Source organism: Chelativorans alearensis (assembly GCF_010993735.1).
In the GTDB taxonomy this organism is placed as follows: domain Bacteria; phylum Pseudomonadota; class Alphaproteobacteria; order Rhizobiales; family Rhizobiaceae; genus Chelativorans; species Chelativorans alearense.
This window is the reverse complement of sequence record NZ_WQNI01000001.1, coordinates 324,545-344,909: the sequence shown is the minus strand read 5'-3', so window position 1 is coordinate 344,909 and position 20,365 is coordinate 324,545. Positions and strand designations below refer to the sequence as shown.

The following is a 20,365-nucleotide window of genomic DNA, read 5'->3' as shown; positions in this document are numbered from 1 at the left end:
TTTATTTAACCGCGCCGAATGTCAGGCCGCGGATGAGTTGGCGCTGCGAGAACCAGCCCATGATGAGGATCGGCGCGATGGCGAGCGTCGAGGCGGCCGACAGCTTGGCCCAGAACAGACCCTCCGGGCTCGAATAGGCGGCGATGAAGGCGGTCAGAGGCGCAGCGCTCGAAGCGGTGAGGTTCAGCGTCCAGAAGGCCTCGTTCCACGCCAGGATGATGTTTAGAAGCATGGTCGAGGCGATGCCCGGCAGCGCCATCGGCGTCAGCACGTAGACGATCTCCTTGGCGAGCGAGGCGCCGTCCATGCGCGCGGCCTCCAGGATCTCGCCGGGGATCTCGCGGAAATAGGTGTAGAGCATCCATACGATGATCGGCAGGTTGATCATGGTGAGCACGCCGATAAGCCCGATGCGGCTGTCAAGCAGACCGGTGTCGCGGAAGATGAGGTAGATCGGCACCAGGACGCCGACGGGCGGCAGCATCTTCGTGGACAGCATCCACATGAGCACGTCCTTGGTGCGTTTGGTCGGCGAGAAGGCCATGGCCCAGGCCGCCGGGATGGCGATCAAAAGGCCGAGGAGCGTCGAGCCCACGGCGATGACGATCGAATTGCCGACATACTTGAAATAGTTCGAGCGCGCCTGCACCTCGAAATAGTTGGCGAGCGTCCAGTCGAAGGCGACGAGGGAGGGCGGCGAGGCGATGGCTTCGCCCTCGGTCTTGAAGCTGGTCAGCACCGTCCACAGGATCGGGAAGAAGATGGCGAGGCCCAACAGCCACGCGATGACGGTGATGGTCCATTTCCTGCGCGGGGAGATCGCTCGTGCCATGGGTGCCTCCTCACGCGTCCAGGTTCTTGCCGATGATGCGCATCAGGAAGATGGCGACGATGTTGGCGAGGATCACCGCCACGATGCCGCCCGCCGAAGCCGCGCCGACGTCGAACTGAAGCAGCGCCTGCGCATAGACGAGGTAGGTGAGATTGGTGCTTTCCAGCCCCGGTCCGCCATTGGTCGTCACGAGGATTTCCGCGAAGACGGACAGCAGGAAGATGGTCTCGATGAGAATGACGACGGTGATGGCGCGCGAAAGATGCGGAAGCACGATGTAGATGAAACGCGAGACCGGGCCGGCGCCATCCATCTCCGCCGCTTCCTTCTGCTCCTCGTCCAGCGATTGCAGCGCCGTCAGGAGGATCAGCGTCGCAAAGGGCAGCCACTGCCAGGCGACGATGAGGACGATGGAGAAGAGCGGCACCTCGGCCAGCCAGTCGATGGGCTGAAGCCCGAAGAATTTCGCCACCCACGCGAACAGCCCGTAGACGGGGTTCATGAACATGTTCTTCCACACCAGCGCGGAAACGGTCGGCATGACGAAGAAGGGCGCGATGACGAGAAGGCGCACGATGCCCTGTCCGAAGAAGGGCTGATCGAGAAGAAGGGCAAGCGCAACGCCGCCGCCGACCGAGATCAGGAGCACGCCTCCGACGAGCAGCAGCGTGTTGACCAGCGCCGTGCCGAAGGCGGGGTCGGTGAGGAAATAATAGTAGTTGTCGAAGCCGCTCCATTCCTCCATGCCCGGCATCAGGAGGTTGTAGCGCAGGAAGGAGAACCAGACGGTCATGCCGAGCGGCACGAGCATCCACAGAAGCAGAAGCACGACGGCAGGCGCCATCATCAGGCGCGCGGTCGACTGGGTGTGCAGCGTGGCCATCGTGCTCTCCACAGGTAGGGTTATCGCATTTGAGTCATTCTTGCCGGCTTCGCCGAACCCCCACCCCTTACCCCTCCCCTCAAGGGGGAGGGGGATTCTGAGACGTCGGCGTCCCCCTCCCCCTTGAGGGGAGGGGTAAGGGGTGGGGGTCCGAGCAAGGACTCAAAATCCATCGACATCGTCCAAGAGTGAAAAAGGGGGCCGCCCCGCGCTACCGAAGGCGGCCCAGGGAGGAGGAGGCTATTTGATGTAGCCGCTCTTCATCATCTCACGCTGGGTGAGCTGCTGGGCGCTTTGCAGCGCCTGATCGACCGTCACCTGCCCGGCAAGGGCCGCCGAAAACTGCTGTCCCACGGCCGTGCCAAGCCCCTGGAACTCCGGGATCGCCACGAACTGAACGCCGACATAGGGCACGGGATCGACCGTCGGGCTGTTCGGGTCGGCCGTGTTGATCGAGTCGATCGTCATCTTGGCAAAGGGGATCTTGGCGTATTCGGGATTCTCGTAGAGCGAGGTTCTCGTGCCGGGCGGCACGTTGGCCCAACCTTCCTTCTCGGCGACGAGCTCGAGATAATCCTTGCTGGTCGCCCAGGCGATGAATTTCTCCGCCGCTTCCGCCTTCTGCGTGCCGGCGGGAATGGCGAGCGACCAGGCCCACAGCCAGTTGCCCCGCTTGCCGAGGCCGTTGTCCGGCGCCAGCGCGAAGCCCACCTTGTCGGCCACGGTGGATTCTTCCGGGTCGGTCACGAAGGAGGCCGCCACGGTGGCGTCGATCCACATGCCGCATTTTCCGGACTGGAACAGCGCCAGGTTCTCGTTGAACCCGTTGGAGGAAGCTCCGGGAGGGCCGGCATCCTTCATCAGGTTGACGTAGAAGTCGAGCGTCTCCTTCCACTGCGGCTGGTCGAACTGCGGCTGCCAGTTCTCGTCGAACCAGCGCGCGCCGAAGGAGTTGGCGGTGGCCGTGAGGAAGGCCATGTTCTCGCCCCAGCCCGCCTTACCGCGCAGGCAGATGCCGTAGATCTCGTTGTCCTTGTCGGTGATCTTGCGCGCCGCATCGGCGACGAACTCCCAGGTCGGCGCCTCGGGCATCTCGAGCCCCGCCTCCTCGAAGAGGTCGGTGCGGTACATCACCATGGAGCTCTCGCCGTAGAAGGGCGCGGCATAGAGCTTGTCCTCGTAGGACAGCCCGGCACGGATCGGCGGCAGGAGGTCGTCGACGTCGTAATCCTCACCGAGGTTTTCCAGCGGCAGGAGCCAGTCCTGCTTGGCCCAGATCGGCACCTCGTAGGTGCCGATGGTCAGGACGTCGTACTGCCCGCCCTTGGTGGCGATGTCCGTCGTCACCCGCTGGCGCAGGACGTTCTCTTCCAGCGTCACCCACTCCAGATCGATGTCGGGGTTCTTCGCCTTGAAGTCGTCCGTCAGCTTCTGCATGCGGATCATGTCGCCGTTGTTGACCGTGGCGATGGTGAGCGTCTCGGCGCCGGCGGTAAGCCCGGAGACGGCAAGAAAGCTTGTTCCAAGGAGCAGGGCCTTGAGTCTCATGATTTCCTCCCACATGAGCGATTGAGCAAATGCTAATGCTATGGGCAATTACTCACAATAGCGCCGCCGAGTCAATGCGGTTTCGTCGCTGCGGCGCAATATTCGCGGAGTGGAGGGGGACAACCGAAGGGGACGGGTAGGGCCCGTAAAACGCGCATTTGCGCCTCGGCTACCCCTCGGTGACACGTCGGAGTGGTGCCTACCGGAGGCTTGGCGTGAGCAGCGCCTCCGCCGTTGCCTCGTCGGTCACCAAGCCATTGATTAATTTGCCTTCCAGCGCGATGCGGATGCCCGGAAGCTTCTTCTTTCCCATGGCGGAGGCGATGACGAGCGAGGTTTCGCGGCTGGGAATAGGCGCGCTGGCAACGCGTTCGTTGGTGATGCCTTCGACCAGCCGGCCCTGCGGATCGAAGGTCCAGCCGATGATCTCCGTCACCGCGCCGGCCCGCCTAAGTGCCTGTAATTCCTCGCGCGTAATGAAACCGTCGACATAAAGCGGCGCCTCGTCGTCGAGTTCGCCGATGCCGATAAACGTAACGTCCGCCTTGGCCGCCAGCTCCAGGGTCGGGCGGATCATCGGCTGCGCATGCAACGTCTCGCGCTCCTTTTCCGAGGAGGCGATAACAGGCAGCGGCATGGGGAAGAAACGTGCCTTCACCTTGTCCGCCATGGTGAAGATGACGTTGTAATAGGCCGCCGAGCCGTCCGGAGCGATGTTGCCCGTAAGCGAAACGATGCGGTGCTGCGGGCACTCCATGGTGCTCAGGTGCTCGACGGCGGCCCGCAACGTGCGCCCCGTGCCGATCCCCATGATGAGCGGCTCCGGCCGCCCGAGCCAGTTTTCGATCTCGGCCGCGGTGGCCTGCGCCACGCCGAGGGTGGTCGAGGTCGAGCCCGGATCCGTCGGCACGACCTCGCAGAAGGAGAGCGAATAGGTTTCGCGCAGCGCCTTCGAAAGGTCGAGGCAATGGGCGATCGGATAGTCGATATGAACCTTCACCAGCCCTTCGGAGACGGCGAGCGAGACGAGCCGCTGGGCCGATTGGCGCGAGACACCCAGCTTTGCGGCGATCTGGTCCTGCGTATTGCCGGCGACGTAGTAAAGCCAGGCGGCGCGCGCAGCCTCATCGAGCTTTCCGCCATTCACGGCCATCCGTCACCTCCCGCCGTCCGCAGCACATGCGCCTTCTATTTCTCGGTAAGGCTGACCCCGTTCAGCTCCGCCACGATGTCGGACAGCATCGGCACGTAGTCCTCGCCGCGCCCGGCGCCGACGGCAAGCGCGAAGGAATTGCGCACGGCCGCGCCCAGGGGATTGGAGAACTCCGCCGCATTGGCGAAGGCGGCGAGGTAGGACATGTCCTTGAGGCCATTCTTCAGCGTGAATTTATGGGCGTCGCGGTCCCGCTCCAGCACCCATTTGAAGAAGGTCTGGTAGAAGGCGCAGTCCATGCGGCCGCCGCTGATGACGCTGTCGAAAACGGCCGGCGTCAAGCCCGCCTTCGCCCCGAGCGCCAGGGCCTCGGAATAGAGGGCGGCATAGCCCATGGAGAGGAAGTTGTTGAGCAGCTTCATCGTGTGGCCGCTGCCCGTCGGCCCGGTCCTGACGATGCGCTCGCCGAAGGCCCCGAGCACCGGCCAGATGCGGTCGACCGCCGCCTCCTCGCCGCCGACCATCACGTCCAGCGTGCCTTCCTCTGCATCCTTCGGCGTGCGGCTGAGCGGGGCGTCGATCAGCGTGATGTCCTGCGCGGCAAGCTCGGCGGCGAGCTTCACCGTGGAGGAGGGGTCGGAGGTGGAGCAGTCGCAGATGAGAAGCGGCTTGCCGGCGGAGGCGAGGCCTTGCGGCCCCTTGACGATCTCTTCAACCTGCGGGCTGCCGGTCACGCAGATGACGACGATATCGCTCGCTTCCGCCAAGGCGCGCGCATTTTCCGCCTCCGCCGCACCGCGGCGTTTCAGGTCTTCGACCGGCTCGCGGTTGCGATGGCCAAGCACGGTCAGCGGCCAGCCTTTCTCGGCGATGTTCTTGGCCATGCCATGACCCATCAGCCCGACGCCGATAAAGCCGATCCGTTCCTTGCTCATTCATCCCTCCTGAAGAATCTGTGCGGTGCCGGACGTTAGTCGGAAATCGGCGGGGCGTCACGTGCCGGGCGTGCTACCTGGCGCGCTCCAGAAGCGAGACGTAGTTGGCGACCGCGGCACCGCCCATATTGAAGACGCCGGCCAGGCGCGCCTCAAGGATCTGCATGTCGCCGGCCTCGCCCATGAGCTGCATGGCCGCCATGATGTGCATGGAAACCCCGGTGGCGCCGATCGGATGCCCCTTGGCCTTGAGCCCGCCGGAGGGATTGACCGGCAGCTTGCCGTCCTTCTGCGCAATGCCGTCGCGCACCACGCGGTGGCCCTCGCCGGGTTTGGCGAGGCCCATCGCCTCGTATTCGATCAATTCGGCGATGGTGAAGCAGTCGTGCGTCTCGACCAGCGACAGGTCGTCGAGCGATGCGCCGGCGTCTTCCAGCGCGCCGGCCCAGGCGCGCCGCGCGCCTTCGAAGGCGGTCACGTCGCGCCGGCTCATCGCCAGGAGGTCGTTCACATGCCGGCGCGCACGGAAGGCGATCGCCCGCTCCAGGCTTGCCGCGGTCTCGGCATCGGCCAGCACCAGGGCAGCCGCGCCGTCGGAGATCAGCGAGCAATCGGTGCGCCTGAGCGGCTCGGCCACATAAGGGTTCTTGTCCGAGACCGTGTTGCAGAAGTCGAAGCCGAAGTCCTTGCGCATGTGGGCGTAGGGATTGGCCATGCCATTGGCATGGTTCTTCGCCGCAATCATTGCGAGCTCTTCCGAGCGGTCGCCATAGCGCTGGAAATAGTTTTGGGCGATGCGGGCGAAGAGGCCGGCGAAGCCGCCATCCACGTCCGCTTCCTCCTTACGGTAGCTGGCGCCGAGCAGGATGTCGCCCACTTGCGCGGTCGGCGTCGCTGTCATCTTCTCCGCCCCCACCACGAGGGCGATGCGGCCGCGGCCTGATTCGATGAAGTCCATGGCCGTATAGATGGCGGCCGAGCCGGTGGCGCAGGCGTTCTCCAGCCGCACCGCCGGCACATGGGCCAGCGCCTCGTTGCCCATGGCGACGAGCGAGCCCTGGAAATCCTGCCTGGAAAAGCCGTTGTTCATGACGCCGACGAAGATGCCGTCCACATCGCCGGTCTCGACGCCGGCATGGTCGAGCGCCGGGGTGGCGACCGAGGCCATCAGCGCCTCGGTGTCTTCCATCTCGGATTTTCCGAAGGGCGCATGCGCCCAGCCGACGATCTGTGCCTTGGTCATCCGACATCTCCTTGTTCATCAGATAGTCCGGCGCCCGTTCCTTACCAGATATCTACAGGACGGGCGATCATCAGCCAGAAAATGCCGAGCACGGCGGCGAAAGCGGGAAAGCCGAAGGCGAACCAGAGGCGGAAGAGGCGGTGGTAGCGTTTGGGCAGCGGGGTACCTTGCTCGGCGGCGGCAGCGGCAAGGCGGCGCATCTCCATCTGCATCCACACCACGGGAAGCCAGAAGGCGCCGGTGAGGAGATAAAGCAGGATCGACAAAACGATCCAGTCTTCGCCGGGGGGATAGCCCAGATGCCAGACGAGCGCCATGCCGGTGACCGGCTGCGCGACGACAGCGGTCGCGGTGAACAGGAAGTCGGCGATGACGACGATGCGCGCCACGGCGGCGATGACTGCGGCATTGCCGGTGCGATGGGCCAGAAGCATGAAGAAGGCGATGCCCGCGCCGGTGCCGAAAAGCACGGCGGCGCCGATGATATGCAGGTATTTGAGGAAGAAGTAGAGCATCAGCGCTCTTCCAGGATGGCGAGTGCCACCAGGTGCAGGACGAGAATGGGCACGACCTTCATCAACGGCCCGAGCGGTTCCCCCCACAGCGACGGCATGAAGAGCGTGCCGGCGGTGACATAGAGGAGGGACAGTGCCATCGCGCCGTAAAGTCCCAGCCGTGCCGTGGGGCGCCAGGCGATGGCGAGACCAACGGCGATGTCCGCAAGCGCGCCGGCGACAACGCCCGGAGCGGCAAGCGTGCCGGCACCCGTCCGCAGGAGCAGATCGACACCCTCGCGGAAGCCGGCAGTGAGCGAGACGATGCCGGTGCCGATCCAGAAGACGGCGAGGACAACGAAGATGATCGGTTTCAGGAAAAAGAGCTTGGCGAACCACCGCTCCTGCACGCCCGCCGGCTGCCTCTCTAGCGCCGTAGCAAGGGCGGTCGGGCGGATCCCCGTCACTTCGCTCCAGCGCGCGGGATCGCCCACGGAGCCGAGCGCGATCTCCTTCTCGGTCGTGCTGCGGATGGCCGGGCGCCAACCGAGCCGGCCCGCGAGGTCGCCCAGGCGATAAAGGAGGTGGGCCGGCGTGTCGGGCAGCGTGAAGCTTCGCGCCGGCCCCCAGCCGAGCCACTTGCGATAGACGGCAACCACCTCGCTCATCGACAGCCGCTCCGGTCCTGCAAGCTCCAGCGCCAGCCGGGAGGGTGCCGACGGGGCGAGGAAGAAGGCGACCGTATCGGCCACCTCGTCGAGCTGCACCACCTGCAACTGACCGGTGTGCCGCATCGCCGGCATGACCGGGAGAGCGGCAAGGCCGCGCATCATGGCGCTGCCGCCGAAGGCGGATCGCCCAAGCACCACCGAGGGCCGCAGGATCACCCAGTCCAGGTTCCGCGCCATGAGCAGGGTGTCGCCTTGGCGCTTGGTGGCCGAGAAGGCGGTTGGCCGCTCCTGGTCCACACCGAGCGCCGAGACATGGATCACACGGCGGACGCCTCCATTCTCACAGGCACGGAACAGGGCGTCCGCGCCGGTGACGTGAACGCCCTGGGTGCTGTCGCGAGGATTGTCCTGGAACACGCCGGCGCAGTTGACCACCGCCCCGACACTCTTCAGGTGCGGCGCCCACGCCTCCGGACCGCCGGCATGCGCCATATCGATCTCGACGGCTTCACGGGCGGCCATGGGCAGCGGGCCGCTTCCCGGCCGTATAGCGGCAACGATCTCGTGACCTTCAGCGGAAAGCCGGGCGCAGACGGCCGAGCCGATAAGGCCGCTGGCGCCTGTAACGAGCACCTTCATATGCCGCCATCCATGCGCCTGAATCCTCGCCAGTCCTAAAAATGCCAAGCACTCACGGATTCCCGGGTTACTGTCAAGCAACGGCCAACGGCGCGACGGAGCTTGACGGGCAGCGGTCGATCACACTGTTTCCGCGGGGATAAACTTCCGCCCCCTCAAAAAAACATTCGTTCCAAAACAATCGCTTATCATTTTTTTGCCCCGCCCAACCGCGCATTTTATCCCCGCTGCCCAAGCCGCCCTTATCCTGTGCCCGTCCCTCCCGCGGGAACGTGGATCGCGACGGCGGTCTCGCGGGGAGGGGCCGGCGCCTCCGGCGGGCCGCTAACGTGGCGGCCGGCCCGGGGAGGCTCCGCCCAAGGGTTCCCCTGCCGCCACTACGGGCGGCGCGTGCCGGACGGTGCACTTTAAAAGGGAGCCGGGGAGACGGGGGCGCGGAGCGCCCTGTCGTGGAAGGCTCAAGGCCTTCCGGATCCGGCTTCGTGGAAGCGGAACGGGCGGAGACTTAAGAACGCCGGACGGGCGGCCCGAGGGTCGCGAAAAAAAAATTGACTGGCGACACGAAGGCCGCCCGTCTTCCCGGTTCTTTGACATAGCCCGGCTTCGGATGAAGCGCGGCAACGGATAAGCATGTCTGTCGCGCCTTCCCAACCCTGAGCTTGCCGAAGGGCAAGCTCCTCGAAGGGGAGGGCGGCATGCGGGGCGCATGGCCTATACCGCCTCGAGGCGCCTAGCCGCCTTTCTCGTCGATCCGGTCGAGCGCCTGGGCGCGGCCGGTCAGGATGACCTCTCTCATGGTCTTGGAGGCCGCCTCAGCGTCGCCGCGGGCAATAGCCTCGGCGATCGCCTTGTGGGAAGCGCCGATCCTTTCCAGCTCACGCGAGGGGACGTTGGGGGAGCTGAGGCCGAAGGCGGCGACGAGGGCCGCCTCGATAAGGGTGCCGACGCCGTACATGAAAGGGTTCTCGGAAGCCTGCAGAACGGCCAGATGGAAGCGCAGGTCGGCCAGGATAAGCTCTTCGTGCGAGGGAGCCGAGGCCATGTCTCCGGCCAGCCGCAGGAGGCGGCGGGCCGTCTCCGGCCCGGCACGTTCCGCCGCCAGCCCCGCCGCATAGGGTTCGAAGGAAAGGCGCATCTCGCTCAAGTGGACGAGAAAGGTGCGGTCGACGCCGCGCTCCAGATGCCAGGTGAGCACGTCGGCGTCGAAAAGGTTCCACTCGCTGCGCTCCGTCACGCGCGTGCCGATGCGCGCCCGCGCCACGATGAGCCCCTTGGCCGAGAGCGTTTTCATCGCCTCCCGCAGAACGGTGCGCGAGACGTGGAAGCGCGCGGCCAGCTCGCTGTCGCCGGGCAGGATGCTGCCAACGGGATAGGTGCCGCCGATGATCGCCTTGCCCAGTTCGTTCACCACATGGGAGTGGCTCGTGCGCCGGGCGCTGCCGGATATGGCGGTTTCAAGCAGACCCATCAGCTTCCATGCGCGTGGTGCAGCGCCGCCGCCTTCCTGGCAGAAAGCCAGAGAATTCCCTTCTGCAGGAAGATGAAGACGAACAAAAGGACTCCGACCACGATCTTCGTCCACCAGCTCGACAGCGTACCGTCGAAGATGATGTAGGTCTGTATCAGACCCATGATCAGAATACCAACGAAGGTGCCGGCGACAAAGCCGCTGCCGCCCGTAAGCAGCGTGCCCCCGATGACGACCGCCGCGATGGCGTCGAGTTCGACGCCGACGGCGGAAAGCGAATAGCCGGCAGTGGTGTAGAGCGAGAAGACGATGCCGGAAAGGCCCGCCAGCAGGCCGGACAGCGCATAGATGCCGATGGTGGTGCGGCCGACGGAGACGCCCATCAACCGTGCGGTCGTGGCGTCGCCGCCGAGGGCATAGATGTTGGCGCCGAAGCGCGTGCGGTGGGCGATCAGGATGCCGACCGCGAAGACGAGCAGCAGGAGCCCGCCGATCAGCGTCAGGCGCCCGCCGCCCGGCATGCGCCAGTAGAACGACTGCAAAGTGTCGTAGAAGGGATGCGTGACGGGGATGGAATCGATCGACAGTACGAAGGCCATGCCGCGCGCCAGGAACATGCCGGCCAGCGTGACGATGAAGGGCGGCATCTCCAGATAGTGGATCACCGCGCCCATTGCCGCGCCGAAGGCCGTGGCGATGAGGAGCGCAAGGGCGAAAACGGCAAGCGGGTGCAGGCCCGTATTCGCCAGAACCACGGCGATGAAGACGCTGGTGAAGGCGATGACCGAGCCGACGGAAAGGTCGATGCCGCCCGAGAGGATGACAAAGGTCATGCCGACGGCGACGATGCCGAGAAAGGCATTGTCGGTCAGGAGGTTGCCGATGACGCGGGTCGACAGCATGGATGGGAACTGCGCGTAGCACAGCGCGTAGGCCAGGACGAAGATGAGGATGGTTGCCGCCAGCGGCAGATAACGGGACTTCATGGTGCCGACCGCTCCTTGCCTTCCGCGGCCATCGGCTCCGCCGTCCGGCCACGCCAGAACACCGTCGCCATGCGCAGGGCCGGCGACTGGATGATAAGGATCAGCATGATGATGACGGCCTTGATGATCAGGTTGAACTCTGGCGGAAAGCCGGAGAGCAGGATGCCCGTGTTGATCGACTGGATGATCATGGCGCCGATCAGCGAGCCGAGGATGGTGAAGCGGCCGCCGAGCAGCGACGTGCCGCCCAGAACGACGGCGAGGATCGCATCGAGTTCCAGCCACAGGCCGGCATTGTTGGCGTCCGCGCCGCGGATATCGGCGGTGACGATGATCCCGGCGATGGCCGCGCACAGGCCCGAGACCATATAGACCGTCACCAGCAGCACACCGCTGTTGACGCCGGAAAGCGTGCTGGCGCGGCGGTTGATGCCGATCGCCTCGATCAGAAGTCCGAGCGCCGTCCTGCGCACGATGAGGGCCGCGGCAATGCCGGTGGCCACCCACAGGAGGACGGGCACCGGCAGGCCGAGAAGCGCGCCGCTGCCGAAGAAGGCGAGACCCGCGTTGTTGAAGGTGACGATGATGCCTTCGGTGATGAGCTGGGCGATGCCGCGTCCGGCCACCATCAGGATCAGCGTTGCGACAATGGGCTGAATGCCGAGCACGGCGACGAGGAAACCGTTCCAGGCGCCGCAGGCCACGCCCACGGCGAGGGCGAAGAGGAGGGCTGTCGCCGCGCTGCCGCCGCCGGCGACGGTGGAGGCCGCCACCGCGCCGCAGATCGCCATCACCGCGCCGACGGAAAGGTCGATGCCCTTGGTGGCGATGACCAGCGTCATGCCGATCGACAGAAGAGCCACGGGCGCGCCGCGATTGAGGATGTCGATCAGGCTGCCGTAAAAGCGGCCGTTCTGCCACGTCAGGTTCAGGAAATTCGGGAAGACCGCCGTGATCAACGCCAGGATGACGAGAAGCGTCAGGACCTGGGGCAGGAAGCGGCGGAGGGCGGCGCTGCTTTCGCCGTTCATCGGGCTTGCTCCGGCTGGCTGTCGGCGGCGATGGCGCGGACAATGTTGTCGGTGTTGATCTCCTCGCCCGTCAGTTCCGACACATGCTCCCGGTCGCGCACCACGATCACGCGATGCGAATAGGCGACCAGTTCCTCCAGCTCCGAGGAGATGACGAGCAGCGACACGCCGTCCTCGCACAGGCGCTCGATCAGCCGGATGATCTCCGCGTGGGCGCCGACATCGATGCCGCGCGTCGGCTCGTCGAGGATAAGGAACTCGGGGTTGGTCGCCAGCCAGCGGGCGAGGATCGCCTTTTGCTGGTTGCCGCCGGACAGAAGCCTGAGCGGCTTCTCGCGGTCCGTCGTGCGGATGTCGAGAGCGTCGATGAAGCGGTCGGCGATCTCGATCTGCTCTTGCCTCGGCAGCGGCCGCGCCCAGCCGCGCCGCGCCTGCAGTGCCAGGACGATGTTCTCGCGCACCGAGAGGTCGCCAACGATGCCGTCGGTCTTGCGGTCCTCGGGACAGAAGCCGAGGCCCGCGGCGATCGCCTTGCGCGGCCCGCTGAGTTCGAGCTGCCTGCTGTTCTTCTCGGCGCTGCCGCTGGCGTGCGGGCGCACGCCGAAGATCGCCTCGGCGGTCTCGGTGCGCCCGGAGCCGAGGAGCCCGGCAACGCCGACCACCTCGCCACGGCGGACCTCGAGGTTGAAAGGCTCGATCGTGCCGGCGCGGCCGAAATCGCGGAAGCGGTAGGCAACCTCACCCTCGCTCTTGTGGGCTGCCCTGTGGGCGATGGTCTCCTGCGAAAGCTCGTGGCCAAGCATCATGGTCACAAGGTCGAGGCGCTCGATGTCGACGGCATTGCGCGTGCCGACCAGCCGGCCGTTGCGTAAAACGGTGATGCGATCGGAAATCTCGAACACCTGGTTGAGGAAATGGGTGATGAAGATGATGCCCAGCCCCCGCTCGCGCAGCGCCCGCACGATGTCGAACACCATGCGCACCTCCTGCGCGTCGAGGCTGGCGGTCGGCTCGTCGAGGATGAGGATCTTGCCGGACAGATCGACCGCGCGGGCGATGGCGATGATCTGCTGGACGGCGACGGAGTAGGAGGAAAGCTCCCGCGTCACATCGATATCGAGGCCGTATTGGGAGAGCAGCGCCTGGGCCCCGGCATTCATCCGCCGCGTGCCAACCATGCCGAAGCGCGTTGGCTGGCGGCCGAGATAGAGGTTTTGCGCCACCGTCAGGTTGGGCAGGAGGTTGACCTCCTGGTAGACGGTGCCGATGCCAAGCGCCTGCGCCTCGAACGTGTCGCGCGGGTCGACCTGGCGCCCGGAAAGCCGGATATCGCCGCTGTCGCGCCGGTAGGCGCCGGTGAGGCACTTGATGAGGGTGGACTTGCCGGCGCCGTTCTCGCCCAGAAGCGCGTGCACCTCCCCCGCCCGCAAGGTGAAGTCGACGCCGTCGAGCGCCAGCGCGCCAGGGAAGCTCTTGGTAAGGCTTGCCACGCTCAGCAGCGGTTCCTGAGGCTTTTCCACGGCATTTCCCCGAAAAGGAACCGAGTGCCCTTAAGGGACACCGGTTGCTGCAGCCGGAAGAGAAGGCGGGCCCGCGAAGGCCCGCCTGTCCCCCCGCCCCCTAGTGATCTGACCCAAACAGATGATACCCATCTGTTTGGAGAAGTCAGCCCACAAGCCATTAATCTGGTGGGGCGATTTGTCCTGACAGATGGACCATCTGTCAGGATCGCACCACTAGTAACCGAGGTTCTTCTTTTCCTCGTAGACCTTCATCGGGTCGTCGGCCTGCGTGTAGAGCTTGGACTCGGTCTGGATCCACTTCGGCGGCGCGGTGCCGTCGGACAGATAGGCTTCCAGCACGTCGAAGGCGGGGCCGGCCATGTTCGGCGTCAATTCGACCGTGGCGTTGGCCTCGCCGGCGGCGAGTGCCTGGAAGATGTCCGGCACGGCGTCGATGGAAACAACGAGGATGTCCTCGCCTGGCTTCAGCCCGGCCTCCTTGATGGCCTGGATGGCGCCCAGCGCCATGTCGTCGTTGTGGGCATAAAGCGCGCAGATGTCGGCGCCGCCATTCTCGGCCTTCAGGAAGCTCTCCATCACCTCCTTGCCCTTGGTACGGGTGAAGTCGCCCGTCTGGCTGCGGATGATCTTGAAATTGTCGTGGCCGGCGATCGCTTCCTCAAACCCCTTCTTGCGGGCAATGGCGGGCGAGGAGCCCGTGGTGCCCTGAAGTTCGACGATCGAGCAGTCTTCATCGCCGGCATTCTCGACCAGCCACTCGCCGGCCACCCGGCCCTCGTGCACGAGGTCGGAGGTGACGGCGGTGAGGTAGAGATCGTCCGAGGCGGCAACGGTACGGTCGAGGAGGATGACGGGGATCTCCGCATCCTTCGCCTCTTCCAGCACGGAGTCCCAACCTGTCTCCACCACCGGTGCGAGCAGGATCGCATCCACGCCTTGGGCGATGAAGGAGCGCAGCGCCTTGATCTGGTTTTCCTGTTTCTGCTGGGCGTCGGCGAATTTCAGGTCGATGCCGCGCGTTTCGGCTTCCTGTCTGGTGACCGTCGTCTCGGCGGCGCGCCAGCCGGATTCGGAGCCGATCTGCGAAAAGCCGACCGTCACGGCGGAGGCGACGGATGTAGTAAGGATAACCGACGCGAGCGCAGTCGCGCCAGCAAGAGCTGACTTGAGCATTATGTTCCTCCCAGTTGCTAGGCTGCGAAGCAGCGAAGGAGAAAAAATCATATAGTATGACTTTTGTAAAGCGGGTGTTGGAGAAGCCTCGGCCGAGCGTGCCGGCCTCCCCCCAGCCCGCCGCGAAGTCCCCGCGGTTCATGCCGTAGCGCGCGGATGAAACCCCTCCTTTACGACAGGGCGGCAACGGTCTACACGCGTCGTTAATGGTGGCCGCCATTGGTCGAAAATCATAGATTTGCGTGGAGAACCGGGATGGAGCTGGGACTGGGGCTGATCGGCTCGGGTTTCATGGGCAGGACGCACGCCTTCGCGTTCAACAATGTCGCCCGCGTATTCGATTTGCCGGTGAAGGTGCGGCCGGTCATGCTGGCCGACGTCGGGGAGGAGCAGGCCGCGCGTGCGGCAGCGGCTTTCGGCTTTGCCGAATCGACGGCCGACTGGCGCCGCCTCGTCGCCGATCCGCGCATCCATATCGTTTCCGTCACCTCACCCAATCTCCTACATAAGGAGATGGCGCTGGCAGCCATTGCCGCCGGTAAGCATGTCTACTGCGAGAAGCCACTGGCGCCGAAGGTGAGCGACGCCGAGGAGATGGTGCGGGCGGCCGAGGCGAAGGGCGTCGTCACCGCGGTCGGCTTCAACTACCTGAAGAACCCGATGATGCGTCTTGCCAAGGAGATCATCGACAGCGGCGAGATTGGCGAAATCCGCGCCTTCAGCGGCGTCCACGCCGAGGATTTCATGATAGATGCCGAGGTGCCGTGGACATGGCGGCTGGACCCGGCCGGCGGCGGTGGGGCACTGGCCGACCTCGGCAGCCACCTGATCGCCGCCGCGCGCTATCTTGTCGGGCCTGTGGCCGAGGTGTGCGGGGAGGTGGCAACGCTGGTCGCCACGCGCCCGGACGGCGCCGGCTCGACTAATCGAAAGCCCGTCGAGGTGGAGGATATCGGCCGCGCCTTTCTGCGCTTCGAGAACGGCTGCAGCGGCGTTCTGGAGGCGAGCTGGATCGCCGGGGGACGCAAGATGCGGCAGGATTTCGAGATCACCGGCTCGCGCGGCTCCATTGCCTATTGCGGCGAACGCATGAACGAGCTCGACCTTTACGTGGCCTCCGATAAGCCGGGCCGCGACGGTTTCCGCAAGATACTGGCCGGGCCCGCCAACGAGCCCTATGGCGCGTTCTGCGTGGCGCCGGGCCACCAGCTCGGCTTCAACGACCTGAAGACCATAGAGGTGCGCGACCTCTTGCGGGCGATCGCCGGCGAGGAGACCGGCCATGCCGATTTCCGCGAGGGGCTGGAGGTGCAGCGCACGCTCGAGGCGATCTACCGCGCGGCGGGAGGCGGTGGCTGGATCAAGGTGTCCTGATTAACGGGACCGGCGCGCGCGCCCGGCATCGTGTCGGCGATGCTTGCCGGCTCGCGAACCTTGTCCGTCACGTCGTGGAACTCATAGATCGTGCCGTCATTCGGGAAGGCGTAGATGCGGTCGGCGAGTAGCGGAAACTTCGCATCGAAATAGGTGTTGAACAGCACGCGGTAGCTGTTCACCGGCGTGATGTCGTCGGTAAGCTGGCGGTACTCTTTCCCGGGAAAATAATAGGCGTTGAGGATGCCGGTCTTGATCCGCAACTCCTCGGCCGGCGCATCCTGCCAGGGGACCCGTGAATCGCGCTGGGGAAAGGGGCCTTCATCCGCCTGCAGCAGGATGATCGGCGGCTCCCGGCCGTCCGCCTGGAGCGTGGTTACGATATCCTCGATGATGCGATTGGCATAGGCGACCTGGTCGACGAAGCCCTGCTTGTCGCCGCGCTTGGCCGCTTCCTTTTGGCTGAGGCAGCGCCCGTCGGCGGCAAAGGCATAAGGGCCGTGCGGCACCAGGAAGTGGGCGAAGACGTAGACCGGCCGCTCACGCGCGCCGATGGCCTTGATCTCCTCCACCTGGGCGGCGACGCGCTGGCACTGAGCATTGTCCCAGTCGAGCCGCATCGTCAGCGCCGTATCGGGCAGGGCGTGGAAGATCGGGCGCAGGATCGTGCGCCGCAGATAGAGCATGGCGAATTCGCTGAAGCCATGCGGCCGGTTCTCGTCGGCAAGCGGGCTGTTGTAGGTGCCGACCCACCAGGCGCCGAACTGGATGAAGTCGTACCCGCGCGACTTCAAGGCCCGCCCCACGCGATGGTCGCCCAGCATCTCGTAGATCGGATGCCAGTTGGCGCCCGTGACCCGCGCATCGTCTTCCAGGAAATCGAGGTAGTTCATATGGAAGGTCGAGGCGACGGAATGGCCGGTCTTCTGGTAGTTGGAGTTGCTGCGACGGGCGACGTAAAAGCCCCGCTCCTCCAGGAAGCGGCCGATGGCGCGGTTGTCGAGGTCGTAGTGGCGTTCGAGGATATCCTCCGAGGTGTAGCGGTCGAACACGAAATGATAGATGTCCGGCGGCCGGGCAGCGCTTTCTTCGGAAGGGAAATACTGTCGAATCTCCGCAAGGGCCTGTTCGGCATCGTAGGCGGCGCGTGCCGCGCCGTTGCGCCATTCGTAGACGCCGACCTGCCAAAGCGGCGTTGCCAACAGAACCAGCGCGACACCGTTGAGAATGCTATGGGCCAGCCGGGTGAGGCCGGGAAGGCGCAGCGCAACGAGCGTTAGAAGCGCCAGGATGGCGAGCGCGAGGGGTAGCGACTTCACCATCGGAAAGCCGCCTGCCACCATGTCGTTGAGGCGGCCGAACAGCCCGAGATAGAAGAGACTGCCGGCAACCCAGATGCTGGCGACCACCGCGCCGGCCGCATCAAAGCGCCGGCGCATCGCCGCGACCGCCAGGTAGACCGCGAGTGCAAAGGCGAGGGAACCCAGGAGAGAGGGCGCGACGTCGGCAAACGAGGTGAAGTTTAGGTTCCTCGCCATGAGGGCGAAGACCGCGGCGGCGGCGAGGAGAAAAGGATGGAGTGGATAGCTCCCGTCCCAGACTTTCCGACGGCGCTCGTGAGGGCGAGGGTCGCCGGCTGTTGCTCCCGCGTCTGAACCCACGGCCATCAAAGCACCTCCGTTCGGCGCGGCGCTCCATGATTCCGGGAATGCGTTCGGGAGCGATCCCAGCCTTCGATCTGCTACCGGTCAGCGTTTATGACAGATTTATGTCACTTTTTTGAAGCAACAAGGAACGTCTTCTGCTCGACCACGTTGACAGCCGTCAACCGCGTTCGTCTCCGGTCCGACGAAAGGGAGCTTCGATGCACGTTAGATTTTTCTCTCGTCTCTTTCCGCTTACCCTCTCTACTTTGTTCCTCGGCATGTCCGCTTCCGGCGCACATGCCTATCTGGATGCCGGCACAGGCAGCATGATCCTCCAGGTGCTTCTGGGGGGTATTGCGGGTCTGCTGATCGCCGGCAAGCTCTACTGGCACAAATTCCTTTCGCTCGTCGGGCTGAGACAAGACCCGCCTCAGACGGACGAGGCGGAGGACGAGCCTGTTGCGGAGTCGCAACCGCGGGCCGATAGGTGAACGAGACCCACGCGCTGAAAGCCGAGGCGCCGAACCGAGCCGAGGCCGGCGGGCCCGGCGGCGCGCCTTCCGATGGAGCGGGCGAACTGGAGCCCGGTTCCTATCGCGATCGCAACGGTGCCGTCTTCTATCGTGACGGGCGGGTGTTCCGCTATGTGAGCGAGCGGGCGCTGGAGAACTGGCGGCACCTGCGGGAAGCGCCTTTCTTCGAAGGCTTCCGCAGCGGGGGCCGGATCATTGAGACGAGCCTGGCCGACCCGCGGAAAGAGAACATCGCCCTTGGCGCCTGGGCGGGCGTTCTGGAGCATGCCCGCGTCCCCTATATCTCCTACCCCTACGAGTGGACCTTCGGCATGCTGAAGGACGCCGCGCTGCTGCATCTCGACCTGATGCGCAGCGCGCTTCGCGCGGACATGATCCTGAAGGATTCCTCGCCCTACAACATCCAGTGGAACGGCGTGCACCCGGTCTTCATCGACGTTCCTTCCTTCGAGCCGCTCAGACAAGGCGAGCCGTGGGTGGGTTACCGGCAGTTCTGCGAACTCTTCCTCTATCCGCTGATGCTCGCCGCCTATAAGGGCATCGACTTCCGCCCCTGGCTGCGCGGGCGCATCGACGGTATCCCTGCAGAAGAGATGCGTGCCCTGATGTCGGCGCGCGATCTCATGCGGCCCGGCGTGTTCCTGCACGTGGCCGCGCAAAGTGCGCTGCAGAAACGCTATGCCGGCGGCAGGCAGGACATGCGCGGCGCGCTTGCCGATGCCGGCTTCGGCAAGGCACTGATCGAGCGGAACGTGGAGAAGCTGACAGCCCTCGTCTCGAAGCTGGAGCCCGCACGCACGAAAACCGAGTGGTCCGAATACGATCGCACCCATTCCTACGAAGACGCGGAGCTTGCGCGGAAAGCCGATTTCGTGCACCAGGCGGCGGCAAGCCGCCGCTGGCGGCTAGCCTGGGATCTCGGCTGCAACACCGGAACCTTCTCGCGCATTGCCGCCGAGCACGCCGACTACGTGGTGGCCATGGACGGCGACTGGATGGCCATCGAGCACTTCTACCGCCGTGAGAAGGCCGGGGCGGCGTCGAAGTCCATCCTGCCGCTGGTCGTCAACCTGGCCGACGCCTCGCCCAACCAGGGCTGGCGCGGCGCGGAGCGTAAGGGCATCGCCGAGCGTGGCCGGCCGGAGCTGACGCTGTGCCTGGCGCTCATCCACCACATCGTGATCACCGCCAACATCCCGCTCGCCGATTTCATCGAGTGGCTGGCGGGGCTCGGGACGGCGGTGGTGATCGAATTCGTCGGCCGCGACGACGAGATGGTGCAGACGCTGCTCGCCAACCGCGAGGACCAGTACAACGACTATCACCCGGAAATCTTCCGCGCGTTGCTTGAAGCCCATTTCGACATCAGGGCCGAAGAGGCGCTGAAGGGCGGCAAGAGACACATCTACTTCGCCGAGGCGAAGGTGAGTTGAACCTATGGTGCCGGTTCAGCCCGCCAGGGCGTCGTAGACCAGCTTCAGCGCCAGCATGCTGAGCAGGACGAGGATGACGCGGTCGAAGTTTTCCTTCGACAGGCGCCTTGCCAGCACTGAGCCGACGGGCATGAAGGCGAGGATCGGGAAGATGGCGGCGAGGCTGATCAGGGCGCCGTGCCCCGACAGGATGCCGAAATAACCGAGTGCGGGAATCTGTAGCACGGTCATGACCGCGAAAAAGATTGAAACGGTGGAGATGAAGACCGGCCTTTCCAGCCGCATCGCATTGAGGAAGGTGATGGAGACGGGCGCCGAGATGCCGGAGGCGCCCTGCAGCACACCGGCGGTGAGGCCAGCTGGCAGGCGCAGCCGGCTGGCCAGCGGGTAGGCGATTTTCCAGTCCGGCCGCGCAAGCCGCAGAAGTACGTAGCCGAAAACCGCCGCCGCCACCATGAGCGAAAGGAGCCTCTGGGAGAAGAAGGCGAGCATCAGCGTGCCGGCGAGGACGCCCGCCGCACCTGCGGCGGCAAAACCCCAGACGAAGGAGGCCGGCAGACGGTGTCGGCGGAAAAGCCACCCCTGCCAGATATTGGTGAGCAGGTTCGGCATGATCATCACCACCACGGCAAACTTCACGTCGAACATCATCGCCAGCGCCGGCACCGCCAGCACCGGTGCACCAGCGCCGGTCGCCCCTTTGAGAATTCCGCCGCCCGCCAGACAGGCGAAGATGATGGCGAGTTGCACCGGTTCGAAAGCCACGTGGCGGGTCCGTTCTTGGGGGATCGTGGTCGGTT

At 65.1% G+C, this 20,365-nt stretch carries 18 protein-coding genes; 3 read left to right on the top strand and 15 right to left on the bottom strand.

What is annotated here, in order from left to right; genetic code table 11:
* Window position 1 precedes the first annotated feature (1 nt).
* From GPJ75_RS01535 to ytfQ, 13 genes are all read right to left on the bottom strand, one after another.
* Window positions 2–832: a carbohydrate ABC transporter permease gene (locus GPJ75_RS01535; RefSeq protein WP_163264387.1), complete on the bottom strand. Its 831-nt coding sequence runs from the start codon at window positions 830–832 to the stop codon at window positions 2–4.
* A gap of 10 nt (window positions 833–842) precedes the next feature.
* Complete coding sequence (locus tag GPJ75_RS01530) at window positions 843–1,715, bottom strand: carbohydrate ABC transporter permease (RefSeq protein WP_159585476.1); 873 nt, start codon at window positions 1,713–1,715, stop codon at window positions 843–845.
* A gap of 240 nt (window positions 1,716–1,955) precedes the next feature.
* Window positions 1,956–3,263, bottom strand: coding sequence for an ABC transporter substrate-binding protein (locus GPJ75_RS01525; protein ID WP_163264385.1), 1,308 nt, complete (start codon window positions 3,261–3,263; stop codon window positions 1,956–1,958).
* Between the two features lie 199 nt (window positions 3,264–3,462).
* Window positions 3,463–4,416 carry a sugar-binding transcriptional regulator gene (locus GPJ75_RS01520; protein WP_163264383.1) on the bottom strand — a complete coding sequence of 318 codons (954 nt, stop codon included), beginning with the start codon at window positions 4,414–4,416 and terminating at the stop codon, window positions 3,463–3,465.
* A 35-nt stretch (window positions 4,417–4,451) separates the two neighbouring features.
* On the bottom strand, window positions 4,452–5,351 hold the full coding sequence (locus GPJ75_RS01515) for an NAD(P)-dependent oxidoreductase (RefSeq protein ID WP_163264381.1): 900 nt from the start codon (window positions 5,349–5,351) through the stop codon (window positions 4,452–4,454).
* Window positions 5,352–5,424: 73 nt separating this feature from the next.
* Window positions 5,425–6,594 (bottom strand): acetyl-CoA acetyltransferase, encoded by a 1,170-nt coding sequence (locus GPJ75_RS01510; RefSeq protein ID WP_163264379.1) that lies wholly within the window; start codon window positions 6,592–6,594, stop codon window positions 5,425–5,427.
* 41 nt (window positions 6,595–6,635) lie between these two features.
* Complete coding sequence (locus tag GPJ75_RS01505) at window positions 6,636–7,109, bottom strand: DUF2269 family protein (RefSeq protein WP_163264377.1); 474 nt, start codon at window positions 7,107–7,109, stop codon at window positions 6,636–6,638.
* Window positions 7,109–8,398: an SDR family oxidoreductase gene (locus tag GPJ75_RS01500; RefSeq protein ID WP_163264375.1), complete on the bottom strand. Its 1,290-nt coding sequence runs from the start codon at window positions 8,396–8,398 to the stop codon at window positions 7,109–7,111. Before GPJ75_RS01500 ends, GPJ75_RS01505 begins: the two co-directional genes overlap by 1 nt.
* A 730-nt stretch (window positions 8,399–9,128) precedes the next feature.
* Window positions 9,129–9,869 carry a FadR/GntR family transcriptional regulator gene (locus GPJ75_RS01495; protein ID WP_163264871.1) on the bottom strand — a complete coding sequence of 247 codons (741 nt, stop codon included), beginning with the start codon at window positions 9,867–9,869 and terminating at the stop codon, window positions 9,129–9,131.
* On the bottom strand, window positions 9,866–10,852 hold the full coding sequence (gene yjfF / locus GPJ75_RS01490) for a galactofuranose ABC transporter, permease protein YjfF (protein WP_163264373.1): 987 nt from the start codon (window positions 10,850–10,852) through the stop codon (window positions 9,866–9,868). Before yjfF ends, GPJ75_RS01495 begins: the two co-directional genes overlap by 4 nt.
* Window positions 10,849–11,883 carry an ABC transporter permease gene (locus tag GPJ75_RS01485; protein ID WP_163264371.1) on the bottom strand — a complete coding sequence of 345 codons (1,035 nt, stop codon included), beginning with the start codon at window positions 11,881–11,883 and terminating at the stop codon, window positions 10,849–10,851. The genes yjfF and GPJ75_RS01485 overlap by 4 nt, the downstream gene beginning before the upstream one ends.
* Window positions 11,880–13,403, bottom strand: a complete 1,524-nt coding sequence (gene ytfR / locus GPJ75_RS01480; protein ID WP_163264370.1) for a galactofuranose ABC transporter, ATP-binding protein YtfR — start codon at window positions 13,401–13,403, stop codon at window positions 11,880–11,882. Before ytfR ends, GPJ75_RS01485 begins: the two co-directional genes overlap by 4 nt.
* Before the next feature lie 216 nt (window positions 13,404–13,619).
* The gene (gene ytfQ, locus GPJ75_RS01475; protein ID WP_163264869.1) at window positions 13,620–14,582 is read right to left on the bottom strand and encodes a galactofuranose ABC transporter, galactofuranose-binding protein YtfQ; all 963 of its coding nucleotides are present in this window, start codon (window positions 14,580–14,582) and stop codon (window positions 13,620–13,622) included.
* Window positions 14,583–14,834: 252 nt separating this feature from the next.
* Here ytfQ and GPJ75_RS01470 point away from each other — a divergent pair, with 252 nt between their 5' ends.
* Window positions 14,835–15,953, top strand: a complete 1,119-nt coding sequence (locus GPJ75_RS01470) for a Gfo/Idh/MocA family protein (protein WP_163264368.1) — start codon at window positions 14,835–14,837, stop codon at window positions 15,951–15,953.
* Here the strand turns inward: GPJ75_RS01470 and GPJ75_RS01465 are convergent.
* Complete coding sequence (locus tag GPJ75_RS01465; RefSeq protein ID WP_163264366.1) at window positions 15,911–17,620, bottom strand: alkaline phosphatase family protein; 1,710 nt, start codon at window positions 17,618–17,620, stop codon at window positions 15,911–15,913. The genes GPJ75_RS01470 and GPJ75_RS01465 overlap by 43 nt on opposite strands.
* A 197-nt stretch (window positions 17,621–17,817) precedes the next feature.
* Between GPJ75_RS01465 and GPJ75_RS01460 the strand changes: the two genes are divergently transcribed.
* Together GPJ75_RS01460 and GPJ75_RS01455 are read left to right on the top strand one after the other, a co-directional pair.
* Complete coding sequence (locus GPJ75_RS01460) at window positions 17,818–18,090, top strand: hypothetical protein (protein WP_205602438.1); 273 nt, start codon at window positions 17,818–17,820, stop codon at window positions 18,088–18,090.
* The gene (locus GPJ75_RS01455) at window positions 18,087–19,565 is read left to right on the top strand and encodes a methyltransferase (RefSeq protein ID WP_163264364.1); all 1,479 of its coding nucleotides are present in this window, start codon (window positions 18,087–18,089) and stop codon (window positions 19,563–19,565) included. The genes GPJ75_RS01460 and GPJ75_RS01455 overlap by 4 nt, the downstream gene beginning before the upstream one ends.
* Before the next feature lie 15 nt (window positions 19,566–19,580).
* Here GPJ75_RS01455 and GPJ75_RS01450 read toward each other — a convergent pair whose 3' ends face one another.
* Entirely contained in the window at window positions 19,581–20,330 is a 750-nt protein-coding gene (locus GPJ75_RS01450) for a sulfite exporter TauE/SafE family protein (protein ID WP_205602437.1), read from the bottom strand.
* Between the last annotated feature and the right edge of the window lie 35 nt (window positions 20,331–20,365).